Here is a 17,458-nt window from a genome sequence, read left to right as displayed (position 1 = left end):
GGTCGATCGACAACGGCGCCGGGGCGCCCGCGTCGGCGCCGGCGGCCGCGGGCGACACGCTGTACGTCGGCGTCGGGGGGAAGCTCCGCGCGCTCGCGCTCGGCGGCGGGACCGGCGCGGGTCCCTACCGACTGGGGACCGAACGCTGGACGCACGACGTCTCGCCGCGCGCGGTCGCGGTCGCCGACGGCGCGGTGTTCGCCGTCGCCGACGACGTCGACGGCGCGCCCGGAATCGTCGTACTGGAGTGACCCCGGCGGCCTGCGGGTCGGGCGACGGCGCGCGAGTCTCGGGTCAGACGTCGGGGTGGCCGCGCACGATGTCGACGCCCGACGACGCGCCGACCCGCTCGGCGCCCGCGTCGAACATCGCCAGCGCCTCCTCGTAGCTGCCGACGCCGCCGCTCGCCTTCACGGGGAGGTACTCGCTCATGAGTTCGACGTCCGCGACCGTCGCGCCGCCGTCGGAAAACCCCGTGGAGGTCTTCACGAACGCCGCGTCGGCGTCGCGGGCGGCCGCACACGCCCGGCGTTTCTCGTCGTCGGTGAGCAGCGCCGTCTCGAGTATCACCTTCACCGGCAGCGGGACGGCGGCGACTATCTCGGCTATCTCCGACTCGACCGCGTCGTCGTCGCCGGCCTTCAGCCGTCCGACGTTGATCACCGCGTCGAGTTCGTCGGCGCCGTCGCGCCACGCCCGCTCGGCCTCGTCGCGCTTGGTGTCGGTGGCGTGTTGGCCGTGGGGGAACCCCACGACGGTGGCGAGCGTCACGTCGGGCGCGCGTTCGGCCGCCGCCGACACGTAACACGGCGGGATGCAGGCGTTCGTGCCGTACTCCGCCGCCTCGTCGACCACCCGCTCGATGTCGGCGGGGGTCGTCTCCGGTCCGAGGACCGTGTGGTCGATGCGCGCGGCGAACTCGGCTCGGGTGAACTCGGGGGGCACGACTCGCCCGGTGGGCCGGCGAGGGGGAAAAGCTATCGCGCGCCCCCGCCGCCGTGCGCCCGCATCCGCAACGCTTTCACCGCCCCCGGCGAGCGACCAACCCGTGTACGACTCGCTCCAACTACAGGTGCTCCCCGAGGGGTTCGCGCTCCCCCCGCTCGGCTACCTGCTCGTCCTGGCTGTCGCGCTCGCGGCCGTGGGCTACGTCCTGCGCGCGCGCGACCCGCCGTTCGGCGAGCGGCACGTCCTCGCGCTCGTCCCCTGGATGTGCGTCGGCGCGGGCGGGCACGTTCTCTACGTGCTCGGCGCGCTCCCGACTCCCCTCCGGCCGCTGTTCGGCACGCCGTCCGCCTACCTCACGACCGCCGCGCTCGCGGGCGGGGTCTGGCTCGCGGCGCTGTCGGTCGGCGGCGACAGTGTCGGGAGCGAGGCGGGCCACGGCTCCGGCGACGCACGGACGCTCGCGGTCGTCGGTACCGTCGCCCTCGCCGTCGTCCTCGCCGGCGTCGCCGCCTACGGCGCGGGCCGGGGGACGTTCGCGCCGGCGTTGCCCGGTCTCGGTCTCCTCGGGGGCGCCGCGCTCGGAGTCGTCGCGGCGCGGCTCCTCTTCGCGGCGTACGACCCCGCGGCGGTGACCGGCACGGCGGGCGCGCTCGCCGTCGCGGCTCACGGCGTCGACGGTCTCACCACGGCCGTCGGGGTCGACCTGCTGGGCTACGGTGAGCGGACGCCGCTCTCGCGGCTCATCATCGAGTTCGCCGCGGGCCTGCCGACCGAGCCGACGCTCGGGGCGGGCTGGCTGTTCGTCCTGGTGAAACTCGCCGTCGCGTGCGTCGTGGTCGCGGTTATCGCGCCCGCCGCCGAGGAGGCGCCCCGCGAGGGGAACGCCCTGCTCGCGCTCGTGACCGCGGTCGGACTCGGGCCGGGCGTCCACAACGCCCTGCTGTTCGCGGTCGCGGGCGGCTGAGCGGGCAGTCCACACGCTCGGCGTCGACCCGACGCGTCCGCTCGCTCGCAGTTCCGTGGGTGAACTAGCTCGTCTCGGGTCTGGACGGACGCGCGTCTCCGGTCGTCCCGGCGTTCAAAGGTCGATGCGATCCGCGTATCCCGCCTCGCGGGCTCGTTCCCTGATACGCTCGACGGTCCCGCTTTTCGCCAGCGTGTAGCGCTCGACGTCGTCGGGGTACGTCTCGGCGGCCCCGCGCTTGATGCGGGCGTACTCGTCGCGCGCGTCGGGATGGGCGCGTAGGTACTCCCTGACGAGGAGGTACCGCTCGATGGCGACCTCGCGGGGTCGAACGCGGACGTTGTACTCCTGCCCGGAGTCGGCGACCCGCTGGTGTTCGACCCAGGCGTCGCCGCGCTCGCGCGCGCGAGGCCAGCCGGCGTCGTCCAGCAGGTCGCTGACGGTCCGAACCCCGTCCGCGTCCTCGATCACCGGGCAGACGTCGACGATCGGTTTGGCCGCGAGTCCGGGTACCGCCGTGCTGCCCACGTGCTCGATGCTGACCACGTGGTCGTCGACGACGGCGCGCATGCGCTCCGCCTCGCGCTCGAACAGGGTCGGCCAGGCGGGGTCGTAGTCGACTATCTCGACAGTGGACTCGGGCACGGGTCCACGAGCGGTAGGTGCCGCCGAGTCGGTTTCGGTGCGTCGCCGACCCGCCCGACCGACGGTCTTGATGCGCCCGGGGTGTGAACGCCCTGCATGGTCACGCTCCGCGACGCGACCCCGGCGGATGCCGAGGCGGTCCGCGAGGTCCACGCGGCGTCCATCCGCGGGTTGGGTTCCGCGGGCTACGACGCCGAGCAGGTGACGGCGTGGGCGGGCGACCCGACCGCCGCCGACTACGAGACGACGCCCGACGGCGCGGAGTTCGTCGTCGCCGAGGACGCCGCCGACGGCCGGGTGGTGGGGTTCGGCGAACTCCGCCCGCACGGCGGCGACTACTTCCAGCGGGTGCGCGCGGGACCGTGGACCGGCGAGGTCCGCGCGGTGTACGTTCGCCCCGACGCGGCGCGCGAGGGCGTCGGGTCGGCGCTGCTCGCGGAACTGGAGCGGCGCGCCCGCGAGCGGGGTCTCACGGCGCTCGGTCTCCACGCGGCGCTGAACGCCGTCCCCTTCTACGAGGCGCGCGGCTACGAGCGGGTGGTGGAACTCCCCCACGAGTTCGGCGGGGACGCCGACGGCGTGACGGGGAGCGTAGTCGAGATGCGCAAACGACTCGACGCGTGAGTCACTCGGACCGCGCGACCGCCGTCTGCATCGCCTCGGTGTTGAACGCGCTTCCGACCCCCGCCTCGTCTTGGACGATGACGCCCGCGTCCGACCCGGTGAGTTCGCCGAACTCCGCCATCGCGCGGTCGGCGGCTCCCTGCGCGCTCGAACCCGCCTCCAGGTGGCGGACCGCCCGGCGGGTGAGCGTCGCCTTCGCGATATCCTCGCCCGCGCCGGTCGCGCTCGCGGCGCCCGCGGGCGCCGCGAAGAACCCCGACCCGACCTGTGGCACGTCGCCCACCCGGCCCGCGAGCGCGAAGAACCGGCCGCCGGTCGAGGTGCAGGCGGCGAACTCGTCGGCCGCGGGGTCGTACGCCACCGCGCCCACCGTGTCGTGACCCGCGTACCGCTCGTCGACCCACGCCAGGTGCTCGCGGGGGCTCCCGTCGGGCGGGTCCGCGGACTCGAACCGCTCGCGGGTCGCGTCGGTCGACAGGTCGACGCCCGTCCCGACGCCGAACTCGGCGGCGAGGTCGACCGCGTGGTCGCCGGCGACGAACACGTGGGGCGTCTCCTCCATGACGACGCGCGCGGCCGCCGCGGCGTTCTCGACGCCCGCGAGCGAGGCCACCGCGCCCGCGTCGCGGTCGCTCGTCATCAGCCCCGCGTCCGTGCGGACGACGCCGTCCGACTGGACCGCGCCGCCGACGCCCGCGTTGAACCGCTCGTCGCCCTCCAACACGTCGGCCGCCGCGACGACCGCCTCGACCGCGCCGTCGGCCGCGGCGCCGGTCTCGGCCGCCTCGTCGAGGACCCCCTGTCGGGGGTCGGGTTCGTCGGGCGCCCCGCCGGCGCCGCCGTGACATACGAGTCGCACGCTCGCGGGTTCGCGGGCCGACGCAAAAGCGCCCGGAAAGCGGAAGCCGAAGCGGCACCCGAACCCGGCCCCATCGGACCTGCGACCGCGAGTTCGTGAGGGCGCCGGCCCGCCCGGTCCGCGTACGGGTCGTTAGTTGGTGTATAACCGGAACGTAACACGACACAGAACGGGTTCGAGGGAGTCGTTTCCCGCCCGGAACCGCGTCCTGTAACTCGCTAATCAGCTCCATTACTAATCGGTAGTCGGCCCCGGTTCGTCCCGTCGGGTTCCCCCGCCCTCAGACGCGACAGCACGAGGGGGGGAGGGGCGGGCCCGTTCGGGACGATCTCACGATGGACGAACCCACCAACTCCAACGGAAGCGGTCTCGGTCGACGAACGGCGGTCAAAGCACTCGGCGTCGGTCTGGTCGGCGCGGTCGGCGGCGTCGGCGCGCTCGCGGGGAGCGCGGCGGCGCAGGTCGGCGCGACGTTCACGAAGTCCAACCCGAAGAAGGTCGTCAACGCGGACGGGCGGGTCACCCGCTACGACGTGGCGGTGACCGGCACGTTCTCCTACGAGAGCTTCGACGACCCCGCACGCGAGGCGGACATCACGCTGGAGGGCAGCATCGGCAGCGGTTGGGAGGCGGTCTCGGAGACGACCGTCGAAGGTCTCACGAACACGCAGGGAACGTACGACTTCTCGCTCGCGCCGACGGACGTGACCGAGGTGTTCGGCGACGACGCCTTCTCGGTCGACCAGGACGGCGGGACGGGGAGTTCCGAACTCCAACTCCGCCTGACGGTCGAGGTCACGGACGCGGCGGGCGAGGAGTTCTCCGCCGAGGCCGAGAACACGATGGGCCTCGCCGTGCGCAACCTCGAGAGCGACGTGGGGATGGATGCCGAGGCCGACGGGTCGGCCGGCGGCTACGACTCCCACTACGCCTCCCCGGAGAACCAGGAGCCGAAGAACCCCGACAAGGGCATCGTGACCAAGGGTGCGATGGACCTGTTCATCGACTACCGGTTCGACGGGACGGCCCTCTCGTCGGTCGTCTACGACGTGGTGCTCGACGAACCGTGGTCCGACGAGACGGTCGACGCCGCCAACATGGCGCTCGGCCTCGCGGTCGACGGCCACGCCGCCCAGATCATCTGGGAGTCCGGCGACGGCTTCCACATGGAGTACGCGAAGAACGGCTCGTGGAACGAGATGTCGATCCCGGAGTTCATCTCGGTCTCGAAGGAGGGGACGAACCTCCGCGTCGAAGTCGACCTGACCGGCAGGAACGTCCTCGAGGCGGGCGACTCCTACGAGTTCGTCGCCAACGCGAGCTACGGCGGCGGGGGCGAGCACGTCACCATCTCGAACGCCGACGACGGGAAGACCGCGTGGGACTCCTCCGACTGGACGGCGACCACGTACTTCCTCACCGAAGAGGTCCCCGAGGCCGGCGAGTAACCGGTGGACCGCGGACTGCCACTCGCCGTGGCAGTCGTCGTGCTGGTCGGCCTCGTCGTCGGGGGCGCGTTCGCGCTCGACCGACTCGACGGGTCGACGCCCTCGGCTCCGGCGGTCGCGTCCGACGACGCCCCGACCGCCGCGTGGACCTCGACGCCCACGGACGCGCCCCCGTCGCCGGTTGACGGGCCGACGGCCACGCCCGCCCCCGACGGGGGCGGTGACGCGTCGACGCCGTCGACCCCGTGCGACTGCGGGGAGGCCCGGACGCCCGCCGGCGCGGGCGGGTCCGGGGCGAACACCCCCGAGGGGTCGGGAGCGAACGACGACGGCGACGGTGCGACCGATAGCGGTGACGGTGCGACCGACGGCGGCGACGGCACCGACAGCGGCGGGTCCGTCGGCGTCGACGCGCACGCGACCGGCGACGCGTCCTGACCGGCGCGCGGCGTGGTCGTCTCCCCCGCCCGGCGACCGGGCGGATGCGCCCCGGGTACTCGGGGGTGAATAACGACTACCGCGGTAGGAGTACACGTTATACGGTGTCTCGAAGCGTTTGAATCGGCTCTCCGGACCGACGCGGGGGACGCGGAGAACGGCAGGCTTTTTCGGCCTCCCTCGGAAGGCGCACGTACGCCTAATGAGTTACGACATCGCTGACGCGCCCGAAGACGGCGAGGTTATCACGCTCGCCGACGAGGAGACCGGCGAACTCGACGTCCCCGAGAACCCGATCATCCCGATCATCCACGGCGACGGCATCGGAACCGACGTCGGACCCGCCGCCCAGACGGTGCTCGACGCCGCCGCGGAGGCGACCGGCCGCGACATCGCGTGGATGCGCGTGTACGCCGGCGAGTCCGCCCGCGACAAGTACGACGAGAACCTCCCCGACGAGACGGTCGAGGCGATCCGCGAACACCGCGTCGCGATCAAGGGTCCGCTGACGACGCCCGTCGGGTCGGGCTTCCGCTCGCTCAACGTCGCGCTCCGGCAGACGCTCGACCTGTACGCGAACGTCCGCCCCACCTACCACCTCGACGGCGTCCCCTCGCCCGTCAAAGAGCCGGGCGAGATGGACATGGTGTCGTTCCGCGAGAACACCGAGGACGTGTACGCCGGCATCGAGTGGGAGGCCGGCACCGACGACGCCGAGAAGGTCCGCGAGTTCGTCGAAGACGAGATGGGGTTCGACGAGAAGATCCACGACGGTCCCGTGGGGCTGGGTCTCAAGCCCATCTCCGAGTACGGCTCCAAGCGGCTGATCCGACAGGCCATCGAGTACGCCCTCGCCAACGACCGCGACTCGGTGACGCTGGTCCACAAGGGGAACATCATGAAGTTCACCGAGGCGGCGTTCCGCGACTGGGGGTACGAACTCGCCGACGAGGAGTACGGCGAGGAGACGATCACCGAAGACGAACTCTGGGAGGAGTACGACGGCGAGGCGCCCGACGACAAACTGGTCGTCAAGGACCGCATCGCCGACAACATGCTCCAGCAACTGCTCACCCGGACGACCGACTACGACGTGCTCGCGATGCCGAACCTCAACGGCGACTACCTCTCCGACTCCGCCGGCGCACAGATCGGCGGGCTCGGCATCGCCCCGGGGATCAACTTCGGCGACGGCCGCGCGCTCGCGGAGCCCGTCCACGGCTCGGCGCCCAAACACGCCGGTCAGGACAAGGTCAACCCCACCGCGATGATCCTCTCGGGCCGCGAGATGCTCGACTACCTCGGCTGGAGCGACGCGGGCGACCTCGTGCGCGACGCCGTCGAGGAGCAGATCGCGTCGGGCCGGGTCACCTACGACCTCGAACGCCAGCGCGACGGCGCCACGAAGCTCGCCACCTCCGAGTTCGCCGACGAGGTCGTCGAGCGGATCCACGACCTCGCCTGAGCCGACCGGTCCGCACCGCGCGGCGGCCGCGTTCCCCCCGACACCGTGCCCGTCGGCCTCGTGCTTTTTGACGTGGGGCGCGTACGCTCAGTCCATGAGCGACGACGACCCGTTCGCGGACATCCCCGACGACCCGACCGCAGACCTCGACCGCGCCGAACAGCGGCTCACCATCCGGATGGAGCGCCGGACGTACAACAAGCCCGTCACCATCGTGGAGGGGTTCGAGGGCGACGTCGACGTGAAGTCGCTCGCCTCCGACCTCAAGAAGTCGGTCGGCACCGGCGGCACCGTCGAGGACGGCGCGATCGAACTTCAGGGCGACCACCAGGACCGCGCGGCCGAGTTGCTCCGCGACAAGGGGTACACGGTCGAGTAGCCGCCGAGTTCCTCTCCGCTGGGAACTGACGCGCCGCGAGCGGAGCCGCTACTCCGCCCAGTCGGCGTCCAGCCGGGGCGGGCTGAACACGTCGATACCCTCGATCCGCTCGTCGTTGCGGTTCTCCGCGCCGTGGGGTCGGCCGCCGGGGATGACGTACGAGTCGCCCTCCTCGACGGTGACCTCCTCGCCGTCGGGGAAGATGAACGTGAGCGCGCCCGTCAGCACGTAGCCCGCCTGCTCGTGGTGGTGTTCGTGCTCCGGGATGGTCTCGCCGGGGTCGACCGCGAAGTGCTGGACGCTCATCTCCTCGCCCGCCGCGAGCTGCGCGAGTTCGACGCCGGGCGCCGCCTCCACGTCGTCGGCCGAGTCGTACCGAACCGTCTCGATGTTCTCCGTCTCCTCCATACGGGGAGCCGAACGCGACGGGTCGTAACTCTGCCGGCATCCGCCCGGCGCGTGGTCGACGCCGACGCGCGACCGCTCCGGGCGGTGTCCGGTGGCGGGCACCACTCGCGCGTGGACAGATTCAAGCCCGACGACGCGGTAGCGTCGGTATGTACGCGGTCGTCGGCTGTTCGGACTGTGGGACCTACTGGCTGCTCTCCGACCCCGACACGCAGGAGTCGGCGACGTGTCCGCGCTGCGGGACGCGTCACTCGACGCCGCTGCGACGCTTTTACGAGTCCGAGGACCGCGCGGCGGCGGCGCAGGCGCGCGCGCGCCTACTCGCGGAGAAGTCGGGCGACGAGGACGCGTTCGAGCGCGCCGGTACGGTCGCGGAACTGGCGGAGGCGGCCGACGAGGCGGGGATGGACGAGCGGGAGTACCTCGAACGCTCGGGGTTGGACGCCGACGAGGTGACCGCGGCGGGCGACGTCTCGCGGGAGCGCTCGCGCTCGCGCGACGAGGTGGTACGCGACGCGCTCGAAGCCGGACACACGACAGAGGAGGCGGTGGTCGAGTACGCCACCGACCGCGGCGTGCCCGCCGACAGCGCCCGCGACCTGCTCGAGAGGCTGACGAAACGCGGCGAGGCGAGCGAGTCGCGCGGCGAGTACCGCCTGCTGTAGCGGCCGCGTCGGGTCCCGGCCCGTCCCCCGGGTCGACGGCTCCCGGACGGCCGGTCCTCCGCCCGCCGGCGCCGGCTACGCCTCGGGGACGGTCCCGGCGACGACGTAGTACTCGTGGCGGGGGTCGCGCCCCCACAGCGTCGGGTCCATCAGCCGCTCGGCGTCGACGCCGACGAACCCCGACGCTTCGAGGCGGTCGCACAGGTCGTGGGGCGGGCGGCCGTCGTACAGCGGGAGGTCGCCGTGGACCGCGCGGTACTCCCCGCGCGGTTCGTCGTGGTCCCACCGCCCCTCGACCAGGACGACCCGGCCGCCCGGGCGGACGACCCGCCGCCACTCGCGGAGCGCGCCCGCGGGGTCGGGGAGCGTCCACAGCAGGTGGCGCGCGGTCAGCGCGTCGTACGCGCCGTCGGGCGCGGCGAGGCGGGTCGCGTCGCCCGCCAGAAAGCGCGCCGACCCCGCGAGACGCGCTCGCGCGGCCGCCTTCGCTCGCGCGCGGTCGAGCATCCCGGGCGCGAAGTCGACGCCCGTCACGTCGTGGCCGAGTTCGGCCAACAGCAGCGACACCACGCCCGTCCCACAGCCCGCATCGAGCACCCGTCGCGGCGGGTCGTCGACCCACGCGTCGAGCACCGACAGCCACCGCTCGCGCTGTTCGTCGGTGTGGATACCGTGGTGGACCTCGTCGTCGAACGTCGCCGCGCGGCCGTCCCAGTGGCGCCTGACCGCCCGTTTGACGCCGTCGCCGTCCTCGTCCCCCTCGCTCCCACTTCCGTCGCGTGTCACGTTGGTCCCTCTCGGCCGGGCATCGGGCGTCGCCGACCGTAAAGCCGCGTGGTCGGTCGGCACGGGGACCCCCGACCGCGGACGTTTATGCCCGCGGCGGACCGACCGCCCGCCGTGTTCGACGACTCCCCGCTCTCCGCCCCCCTCAACGCCGTCGGCGTCGTCAGCGTCGGCTACCTCTCCGGGGCCGCTCTCTTCGGGGCGTGGCTCCCGGCGGGCTTCCCGACCGACGCGGTCGGCTGGTGGCTGATGGCGACGTTCTTCGGACTGATCGCGTTCGACCGCCTGCTCGCCGACCGCGCGGAACAGGCGGTCGGGTGGGCGGTGTTCGCCGCGCCGTTCCTCGCGCGGGCGCTCGGGTGGACGCCGACCGGTCGGGTCGCGCGGGTCGTCGCGGGCGGCTGCGTGGTGGTCGGTCTCGCGGTCGCGTTCGGCGCCGACGCGGTGCGGAACGTCCGCGGGAGTCGGGCCGACCCCCCGTCGTAGTCGGCTCCGCGCGGAGCGGGAACGACGGACCGGCGACTACCGGCCGAGTTCGGCGTGGGCCGACGAGAGGTTGCGCGACGCGAGCGCCGACAGCAGGGAGAGTTCGCCCGCGAGCGCCGTCACCGCCACCGCCTCCGCGAGGGCGTCGGCGTTGCTCCCAGCGGGGTCGCCGCCGCCCCGAACCCCGAGCACGTCGAGCGCCTCCGCCTGCGTCGGGAGTTTCGTCCCGCCGCCGACCGTGCCGACTTCGAGCGACGCGAGCGTCACCGAGACGTACAGGTCGCCGCCGCGCCCCGCGGCGGCGCCGTCGCCGTCCGGGGCGTCGCCGTCCGGGGCGTCGCCGTCCGGGCCGACGCCGGACTCGGCGGCCCCGTTCCGGTCGACCGTCCGCGAGGGCGCGTCGCCGGCCACGACCTCGGCGGTGGTGATGGCGTTCGCACCCTCGACGACCTGTGCGGCGTCTTGGCCCGTGGCGAGGAACACCGCCGCCACCGCGTTGGCGACGTGGGCGTTGAAGCCCAGACTCCCGGCCTTCGCCGACCCGACGAGGTTCTTCCGGGTGTTCACCTCGGCGACGGCCTCCGGGGTGGTCTTGAGCGTCTCCCGGACCGTCTCGCGGGGGACGGTCACGTCGGCGGCGACGGTCCGGCCGCGCCCCTCGACGGCGTTGACCGCCGCGGGCTTCTTGTCCGAACAGAGGTTGCCCGACAGCGCGACCAGTTCCGCGCCCGTCTCGTCTTCGACCACTTCGCAGGCCGCCTCGGTCGCGATGGTAGCCATGTTCATCCCCATCGCGTCCTTCGTGTCGTAGGCGAACCGGAGGTAGACGTTGTTGCCGACGGCGTACGGTCGGACCTCGCGGAGTTCGCCGTGGTTCGTCGTCGCCTCCGCAACGGCTCGGAGCGCCTCGACGTTGTCGCGGGTCCACGACGCGAGCGCCTCCGCCTCCACGACGCCGTCGACGCGGAAGACGGGCGCGCGGGTCATCCGATTCTTCAACACGCGAGCGCTCGCGCCGCCCGCGGTGTTCAGCGCCGAACAGCCGCGGTTGACCGACGCGAGCAGCGCCCCCTCCGTCGTCGCCATCGGAACGTGCCGCTCGCCCGAGAGCGCGCCACCGTCTATCGTCACCGGGCCGACGACGCCCACCGGCACCTGCACCGCCCCGACCATGTTCTCGACGTTCGTCCCCGTCGCCATCTCGGCGGGGAACGCGTACTCGCCGGTCGTCTCCAACTCCGCGCCCGACGCCTCCTCGACGAGTAGCCTGCGGGCCGCCACGGCGGTGTCGGCGTCCGCGTGCTCCTCCAGTTCGTACAGCCGGAGGTCGCCCTCCCGCACCCGCGCGGCGAGACGCTCCGTGTCGGCGTCGCTCATACCTTTCGGGTTCACGCCGCGCGGTTAACCGTTTCCGGTCGGGCCGCCGGCGGAGCGTCCGCCCGCCCCGTCCGAGCGGCGGTCCCACCCTCCGCTGCCCGAACGGTTTTGCCCGTCGCGCGTCCTCACAGCCCATGAGCGAAGCCGCGGACCTCGTCGTGACGAACGCCGAGGTCCACACGCTCGGCGACCCCGACGAGACGCACGAGGCGATGGCGGTCCGCGACGGACGGGTGGTCCGCCTCGGGACGACGTACGACGTGGAGTTCCTCGCGGGCGCCGAGACGGCGACCCTCGACGCCGGGAGTCGCGTCGTCCTGCCGGGGTTCGTCGACGCGCACACCCACCTGCTCAACGTCGGTTCGTCGCTGGTCCACGCCGACCTCTCGGGGGCGACGAGTCCCGGCGAGGCGGTCCGCCTGCTCGAAGAACGCGCCGACGAGGTGGACGACGACGAGTGGGTGCTCGGCTTCGGCTACGACGAGTCGACGTGGGCGGAGTCGCGCTACCTCACGCGCGACGACCTCGCTGCGGTGTCGTCGTTCGTGCCGGTGGTCGCGTTCCGCGAGGACATGCACGTCGCGTCGGTCAACGACGTGGTGCTCGACCGCCTGCTGCACGCGATGCCCGACGGCGACGTGCTCACCGAGGGCGGCGACCCCACCGGCGTCGTGGTCGAAGAAGCGGTCGACCCCGTCCGCGAGATGATCGAACCCGACGCCGCGGAGGCGCGGCGACTCGTCGAGGCGGCGCAAGAATACGCCAACGAACGCGGCGTCACGGGCGTCCACGACATGGTGCGGAAGTCGAAACTCCCGGGGGCGTACCGCGCGATGGACCTCGACGGCGACCTCACGCTGCGCGTCCGGATCAACTACTGGGCGGACCACCTCGACTCGCTGGTCGACGCCGGACTCCGCACCAACCACGGCAGCGAGATGGTGCAAGTGGGGGCGATCAAGTCGTTCACCGACGGGTCGCTCGGCGGCCGGACGGCGAAACTCTCCGCGGGGTACGCCGACGCGCGCGACGAGACCGGCCAGTGGGTGGTCGACCCCGAGGCGGTCGCCGACCTGGTCGCGCGCGCGGACGCCGCCGGTTTTCAGGTGTCGTTACACGCCATCGGCGACGCCGCCGTCGACGCCGCCCTCGACGCGTACGCCGGGACGGACGCACCCGGCGAGATGCGTCACCGGGTCGAACACGCCGAACTGGCGAGCGACGAGGCCATCGAGCGGTTCGCCGACCTCGGTGTGGTGGCGTCGATGCAGCCCAACTTCCACAAGTGGGGCCGCGAGGACGGCCTGTACGACGCCCGCCTCGGTGACCGCCGGACCGACGCCAACCGCCTCCCCGCCTACCCCGAGGCGGGCGCGCCGCTCGCGTTCGGGAGCGACTGCATGCCGCTCGACCCGTTGTTCGGCGTCGACCAGGCGGTCAACGCCCCGACGGCGGCGCAGTCGCTCGGCGTCACCGACGCGCTGCGGGCGTACACGCTGGGTGCGGCGTACGCCGGCTTCGACGAGGACCGGGTGGGGACGCTCGAAGCCGGCAAGCGCGCCGACTTCGTCCTCCTCGACGACTCGCCGTGGGAGCGGTCCGAGGCCATCGCCGACATCGACGTGGCGCTCACCGCCGTCGACGGCGACGTGGTGTACGACGACCGGTAGCGACGGGCGACCCGGTCGGTAACGACGCTCGACCCAGCTGGTAACGACGGGCGACCCGGTCAGTAACGGCGGACGACGGCCGACCGCACCCCGCCCCGTACCCGGTCCGCCGCCGACACGTCCGCCCCCTCGCCAGAGCGCCACACCTGCCCGAACGCCGCACTCGTTCGAACGCCGCACTCGTTCGAACGCCATATGCGCCCTCCCCCGAATTACCTCCTTCGAGACGCCACACACTCGGACTCTGGAGTACGTTCAGACGAATTCGAGAGTGGTACCTCGGTCGAATAGCGTATTGAAGAAAATTCTTATACAATACGAGCACGTGACGTAGCTAGTACGAACGATACGATGCCACGAATGGAGACTGCTGACTTGGACACGGACCTGAGCCTGTTCAAGTACGACAACCTCGAACAGTTGCCGGAACGCTACCGAACGCTCGACGAGGAGGTTCGACGCCGACGGATCGACGCCGCGAAGGCGGAGCTCGGCGACGACCTGGTGATCCTCGGTCACAACTACCAACGACGGGAGATCGTCGAGCACGCCGACTTCGTCGGCGACAGCTACCAGTTGTCGCGGGAGGCGGCCGAGTCGGACGCGGAGTACGTCGTCTTCGCGGGCGTGACGTTCATGGCGGAGTCGGCGGACGTGATCACCGACGACGACCAGACCGTCCTCCTCCCCTCGATGGAGGCGTCGTGCCCGATGGCGGGGATGGCCGAGGCGCTCCAGGTCGACGCCGCGTGGGCGGAGTTGACGGGGGCGCTCGACGGCGACGTGGTGCCGGTGACGTACATGAACAGCTACGCCGACCTGAAGGCGTTCTGCGCCGAGCAGGGCGGGCTGGTGTGTACGTCGTCGAACGCCGCCGACGCGTTCGAGTGGGCGTTCGACCGCGGCGACACCGTGCTGTTCCTCCCGGACAAACACCTCGGCGAGAACACCGCCCACGACCTCGGGCTGACCGAGTCGACGGTGACGTGGGACCCGTGGGACCCCGAGGGGAAGGAGCCGAGCGAGGTGGCCGGCGCGGACGTGGTGCTGTGGGACGGCTACTGTCAGGTCCACGAGCGCTTCCGCGTCGACCACGTCGAGGACGTGCGGGAGCGCCGCCCGGACGCGAACGTCGTCGTCCACCCCGAGTGCCGCCGCGAGGTGGCCGCCGCCGCGGACGTGGTCGGGTCGACGGCGACCATCACGGAGACGGTGGCGAACGCGGACCCCGGCGAGACGTGGGCCATCGGCACCGAGATCCACCTGGCGAACCACCTCGACCGCTGGCACCCCGACGTGGAGGTGCTGCCGCTGTGCGGCGACGCGTGCATGGACTGTAACGCGATGCGTCAGATCGACCCCAACTACCTGACGTGGGTGCTGGAGGGACTCACCGAGGGCGACGAGCGGAACGTCGTGGAGGTCGCCCCCCGCGAGAAGGAACTGGCCGCGACCGCGATGGAGCGGATGCTGGAGCTATGAGCCGGGACCACGGGCGCGAGGCGTACGAGGCGGACGTGCTCGTCGTCGGGTCGGGCATCGCGGGCTGTGCGACCGCGCTCGCGGCCGCCCGCGAGGGCGCCGACGTGCTGGTGGCGACGAAAGCCGAGGAGCCGACGGACGCCTCGACCGACTGGGCGCAGGGGGGTATCGCGGTCACGCAGTCCGACCCCGAGGCGTTCGCGGCCGACATCCGCGCGGCCGGTGCGGGCGAGTGCGACCCCGACGCGGTCGAGACGCTGGTCGGCGACGCCCGGGGCGCCGTCGAGGACGCGCTCATCGACACGCTCGGCGTCGAGTTCGACCGGCGCGAGGGTGACGCTGCGGACGCCACTGACGCCGACGGGGCGGCGTTCGACCTGGGTCGCGAGGCGGCCCACTCCGAGCGGCGGATCCTCCACGTCGACGCCTCGACCGGCCGGCACGTCCTCCGGCCGTTCCTCGCGCACCTCCGCGGGCGCGAGAACGTCCGGATCCTGGAGGACACGGCGGCGTACGACCTGATCACCCACGAGGGGCGCGTCCACGGCGCGCTCGTGGAACCCCCGGCCGACGAGCGGGGGACGGACGGCGACGCCGACGAGAGGAGCGAAACGGACGGCGACGAGACGGACGAGAGAGACGGCGACGACGGCGGGCGCGACGCCGAGGGACGGAGCGCGGTGCCCGCGTTCGCGGGCGCGACGGTGCTCGCCACGGGCGGGGTCGGGGGGCTGTACCGCGAGAGCACCAACCCCGACGGCGCGACCGGCGACGGCGTGGCGATGGCGGCGCTCGCGGGCGCGGACGTGGCCGGCATGCAGTACGTCCAGTTCCACCCCACCGCGTACGCGGGCGACGACCCGTTCCTCGTCAGCGAGGCGGTCCGCGGCGAGGGCGCGGTGTTGCGGAACGCCGACGGCGAGCGGTTCATGCCCGCCGTCCACGACGACGCCGAACTCGCGCCGCGGGACGTGGTCGCCCGCGCCGTGGCCCGCGAGCGCGACCGGACCGACGACGTGCGACTCGACGTGTCGCCGGTCGACTTTCGCGAGCAGTTCCCGGGCCTCGCCGCCGACTGTGACGAGCGCGGGGTGGACCCCGCCGACGGCATCCCGGTCGCGCCCGCCGAACACTTCCTCTGTGGCGGGGTCGACGTGGACCTCCGCGGCCGGGCGTCGCTCGACCGCCTGTTCGCGGTCGGCGAGTGTTCACACACCGGCGTCCACGGCGCCAACCGCCTCGCGTCGACCAGCCTCCTCGAGGGACTCGTCTGGGGACTGCGTGCTGGCGAGACGGCCGCCGGGGTCGGCGTCGACGCCGGTCCCGAGCGGGTGGAGGCGCCCGACCCGCGCGACGGCGACCCGGCGCTGCCCGACTCGTTCGCCCGCGGGAAGTTCCGACGCCTCCGCGACACCGCGAGCGACGCGCTCGGCATCGAGCGCCGGCCCGAGGAGGTGGGCCGCGCCGCCGCGACCCTCCGGCGGCTGAAAGGCGAGGTGGACGCGTACACCCGGACCCGAACCTCCAGGGGGCTGTACGAACTCCGGAACGCGACGGTCGTCGGCCTGCTGATAGCGCGCGCGGCCGCGAACGCCGACTCCGCGGGCTGTCACCGCCTCGTGCGCGAGGGGGGTGCCGACTCCGACGGCGCCGCGGCCGGCGAGGGGGGCGAGGCGGGTGCTGACTGAGTCGACGGTCGAGTCGTGGCTCGCCGAGGACCTGGGCCACCGCGACGTGACCAACGACGTGCCCGGCGAGACGACGGGCCGCCTCGTCGCCCGCGAGGCGGGCACCGTCGCGGGACTCGACGCCGCCGTCCGGGTGTTCGACTACCTCGGCGTCGACGCGGCGCCCGCCGTGGAGACGGGCGACCGCGTCGAGTCCGGCGACGCGGTGCTCCGCGTCGAGGGTCCCGCCCGCGGCGTGTTGCGGGGCGAGCGGGTCGCGGTCAACGTCGCGGGCCACGCGTCGGGCGTGGCGACCGCCACCCGGGCGGCGGTCGACGCCGCCCGCGAGGTGAGCGACTCGGTCGAGATCGCGGCGACGCGCAAGACCACGCCCGGTCTCCGCGGGGTGGAGAAGCGCGCGGTGGCCGCGGGCGGCGGCGACACCCACCGCTTGGACCTCTCGCAGATGGTGATGGTGAAGGAGAACCACGTCGCCGAACTCGGCTTGGAGCCCGCGGTCCGCCGCTTCCGCGAGCGCGCGTCGTTCGCCACGAAGGTCGAAGTCGAGGTGGAGGCGCCCGCGGACGGCGCGCGCGCGGCCGAGGCTGGCGCGGACGTCGTCCTCTTCGACAACATGGCCCCCGCCGAGGTGGAACGCGGCGTCGGGACGCTCCCCGAGGGGACGCTCGCGGAGGCGAGCGGCGGGATCGAACTCGGCGACGTGCCCGCGTACGCCGCGACCGGCGCGGACGTGGTGTCGATGGGGTCGCTCACCCACTCGGCGCCGTCGCTCGACTACTCGTTCCGGACGGGGTAGCCGGGCAGACGTCCGCGGCGGCGGTCACCCCCGCTGGCCGACACCGTCGGGTGCCACCGGGCGACGGCGGGCGAACGCTCATCCGGTCGCGGCCGATACTCCGTCCCGATGACAGTCGACGACCCCGGACTCGCGGTCCGGCAGTCGCTCGCGCTCCTGCTCGTGGTGCCCCCGCTGACCGGCGCCGTCACGGCCGTCGTCGGCGACGGAGCCGTCACCGGCGCGTTGCTGGGTGTGCTGATGGCGCTCACGACGGCGGCACTCAACGTCCGGCTGGGGCTCTTCGGCGACCCCGAACGGGCGGGGTGGCTCGGACGCGGGTCGCGCTGA

General features: G+C 73.0%; 19 protein-coding genes and 1 pseudogene. 14 read left to right on the top strand and 6 right to left on the bottom strand.

The window, feature by feature from the left end; genetic code table 11:
• Positions 1 to 251: pseudogene (locus tag K933_RS12095) on the top strand (PQQ-binding-like beta-propeller repeat protein); the annotation flags it as partial.
• Positions 252 to 294: 43 nt separating this feature from the next.
• On the opposite strand, the gene deoC reads toward K933_RS12095, so the two are convergent.
• Entirely contained in the window at positions 295 to 945 is a 651-nt protein-coding gene (deoC, locus tag K933_RS12090; protein ID WP_023395019.1) for a deoxyribose-phosphate aldolase, read from the bottom strand.
• Between the two features lie 103 nt (positions 946 to 1,048).
• On the opposite strand from deoC, the gene K933_RS12085 reads away from it, so the two are divergent.
• Entirely contained in the window at positions 1,049 to 1,912 is an 864-nt protein-coding gene (locus K933_RS12085; protein ID WP_023395018.1) for a DUF63 family protein, read from the top strand.
• A gap of 114 nt (positions 1,913 to 2,026) precedes the next feature.
• Here the strand turns inward: K933_RS12085 and K933_RS18410 are convergent, their stop codons facing one another.
• Positions 2,027 to 2,557, bottom strand: coding sequence for a GrpB family protein (locus tag K933_RS18410; RefSeq protein ID WP_023395017.1), 531 nt, complete (start codon positions 2,555 to 2,557; stop codon positions 2,027 to 2,029).
• A gap of 96 nt (positions 2,558 to 2,653) precedes the next feature.
• On the opposite strand from K933_RS18410, the gene K933_RS12075 reads away from it, so the two are divergent.
• A complete protein-coding gene (locus tag K933_RS12075; RefSeq protein WP_023395016.1) occupies positions 2,654 to 3,181 on the top strand; it encodes a GNAT family N-acetyltransferase in 528 nt (175 codons plus the stop codon).
• 1 nt (position 3,182) lies between these two features.
• On the opposite strand, the gene K933_RS12070 is transcribed toward K933_RS12075, so the two are convergent.
• Positions 3,183 to 4,040, bottom strand: a complete 858-nt coding sequence (locus tag K933_RS12070) for an isoaspartyl peptidase/L-asparaginase (protein WP_023395015.1) — start codon at positions 4,038 to 4,040, stop codon at positions 3,183 to 3,185.
• A 335-nt stretch (positions 4,041 to 4,375) separates the two neighbouring features.
• Between K933_RS12070 and K933_RS18405 the strand changes: the two genes are divergently transcribed.
• From K933_RS18405 to K933_RS12050, 4 genes are all read left to right on the top strand, one after another.
• Complete coding sequence (locus tag K933_RS18405) at positions 4,376 to 5,488, top strand: hypothetical protein (protein WP_023395014.1); 1,113 nt, start codon at positions 4,376 to 4,378, stop codon at positions 5,486 to 5,488.
• Positions 5,489 to 5,515: 27 nt separating this feature from the next.
• Entirely contained in the window at positions 5,516 to 5,926 is a 411-nt protein-coding gene (locus tag K933_RS12060) for a hypothetical protein (protein ID WP_152529821.1), read from the top strand.
• 202 nt (positions 5,927 to 6,128) lie between these two features.
• Entirely contained in the window at positions 6,129 to 7,391 is a 1,263-nt protein-coding gene (icd, locus tag K933_RS12055; RefSeq protein ID WP_023395012.1) for an isocitrate dehydrogenase (NADP(+)), read from the top strand.
• A 94-nt stretch (positions 7,392 to 7,485) separates the two neighbouring features.
• Complete coding sequence (locus K933_RS12050; RefSeq protein WP_023395011.1) at positions 7,486 to 7,770, top strand: translation initiation factor; 285 nt, start codon at positions 7,486 to 7,488, stop codon at positions 7,768 to 7,770.
• Between the two features lie 48 nt (positions 7,771 to 7,818).
• Here the strand turns inward: K933_RS12050 and K933_RS12045 are convergent, their stop codons facing one another.
• Positions 7,819 to 8,178 carry a cupin domain-containing protein gene (locus K933_RS12045; RefSeq protein WP_023395010.1) on the bottom strand — a complete coding sequence of 120 codons (360 nt, stop codon included), beginning with the start codon at positions 8,176 to 8,178 and terminating at the stop codon, positions 7,819 to 7,821.
• A gap of 149 nt (positions 8,179 to 8,327) precedes the next feature.
• Between K933_RS12045 and K933_RS12040 the strand changes: the two genes are divergently transcribed.
• The gene (locus K933_RS12040; protein WP_023395009.1) at positions 8,328 to 8,843 is read left to right on the top strand and encodes a DUF5817 domain-containing protein; all 516 of its coding nucleotides are present in this window, start codon (positions 8,328 to 8,330) and stop codon (positions 8,841 to 8,843) included.
• A gap of 75 nt (positions 8,844 to 8,918) precedes the next feature.
• Here the strand turns inward: K933_RS12040 and K933_RS12035 are convergent, their stop codons facing one another.
• On the bottom strand, positions 8,919 to 9,629 hold the full coding sequence (locus K933_RS12035; protein ID WP_023395008.1) for a class I SAM-dependent methyltransferase: 711 nt from the start codon (positions 9,627 to 9,629) through the stop codon (positions 8,919 to 8,921).
• A gap of 114 nt (positions 9,630 to 9,743) precedes the next feature.
• Between K933_RS12035 and K933_RS12030 the strand changes: the two genes are divergently transcribed.
• Positions 9,744 to 10,115, top strand: coding sequence for a hypothetical protein (locus K933_RS12030; protein ID WP_049947836.1), 372 nt, complete (start codon positions 9,744 to 9,746; stop codon positions 10,113 to 10,115).
• A 36-nt stretch (positions 10,116 to 10,151) separates the two neighbouring features.
• Here K933_RS12030 and K933_RS12025 read toward each other — a convergent pair whose 3' ends face one another.
• A complete protein-coding gene (locus K933_RS12025) occupies positions 10,152 to 11,492 on the bottom strand; it encodes a hydroxymethylglutaryl-CoA reductase (RefSeq protein WP_023395006.1) in 1,341 nt (446 codons plus the stop codon).
• A 134-nt stretch (positions 11,493 to 11,626) separates the two neighbouring features.
• Here K933_RS12025 and K933_RS12020 point away from each other — a divergent pair, with 134 nt between their 5' ends.
• The 5 genes from K933_RS12020 to K933_RS12000 all read left to right on the top strand — a co-directional run bounded on the left by K933_RS12020 (position 11,627) and on the right by K933_RS12000 (position 17,458).
• Positions 11,627 to 13,162 carry an amidohydrolase gene (locus tag K933_RS12020; RefSeq protein WP_023395005.1) on the top strand — a complete coding sequence of 512 codons (1,536 nt, stop codon included), beginning with the start codon at positions 11,627 to 11,629 and terminating at the stop codon, positions 13,160 to 13,162.
• A 351-nt stretch (positions 13,163 to 13,513) separates the two neighbouring features.
• Positions 13,514 to 14,644 carry a quinolinate synthase NadA gene (gene nadA, locus K933_RS12015; RefSeq protein WP_023395004.1) on the top strand — a complete coding sequence of 377 codons (1,131 nt, stop codon included), beginning with the start codon at positions 13,514 to 13,516 and terminating at the stop codon, positions 14,642 to 14,644.
• Positions 14,641 to 16,332, top strand: a complete 1,692-nt coding sequence (locus K933_RS12010) for an L-aspartate oxidase (protein WP_023395003.1) — start codon at positions 14,641 to 14,643, stop codon at positions 16,330 to 16,332. The genes nadA and K933_RS12010 overlap by 4 nt, the downstream gene beginning before the upstream one ends.
• Positions 16,322 to 17,128: a carboxylating nicotinate-nucleotide diphosphorylase gene (gene nadC, locus K933_RS12005; protein ID WP_023395002.1), complete on the top strand. Its 807-nt coding sequence runs from the start codon at positions 16,322 to 16,324 to the stop codon at positions 17,126 to 17,128. Before K933_RS12010 ends, nadC begins: the two co-directional genes overlap by 11 nt.
• A 108-nt stretch (positions 17,129 to 17,236) precedes the next feature.
• A complete protein-coding gene (locus K933_RS12000) occupies positions 17,237 to 17,458 on the top strand; it encodes a hypothetical protein (protein WP_023395001.1) in 222 nt (73 codons plus the stop codon).

The sequence above is a fragment of the Candidatus Halobonum tyrrellensis G22 genome (genome assembly GCF_000495475.1).
In the GTDB taxonomy this organism is placed as follows: domain Archaea; phylum Halobacteriota; class Halobacteria; order Halobacteriales; family Haloferacaceae; genus Halobonum; species Halobonum tyrrellense.
This window is presented reverse-complemented; position numbering and strand designations above follow the sequence as displayed.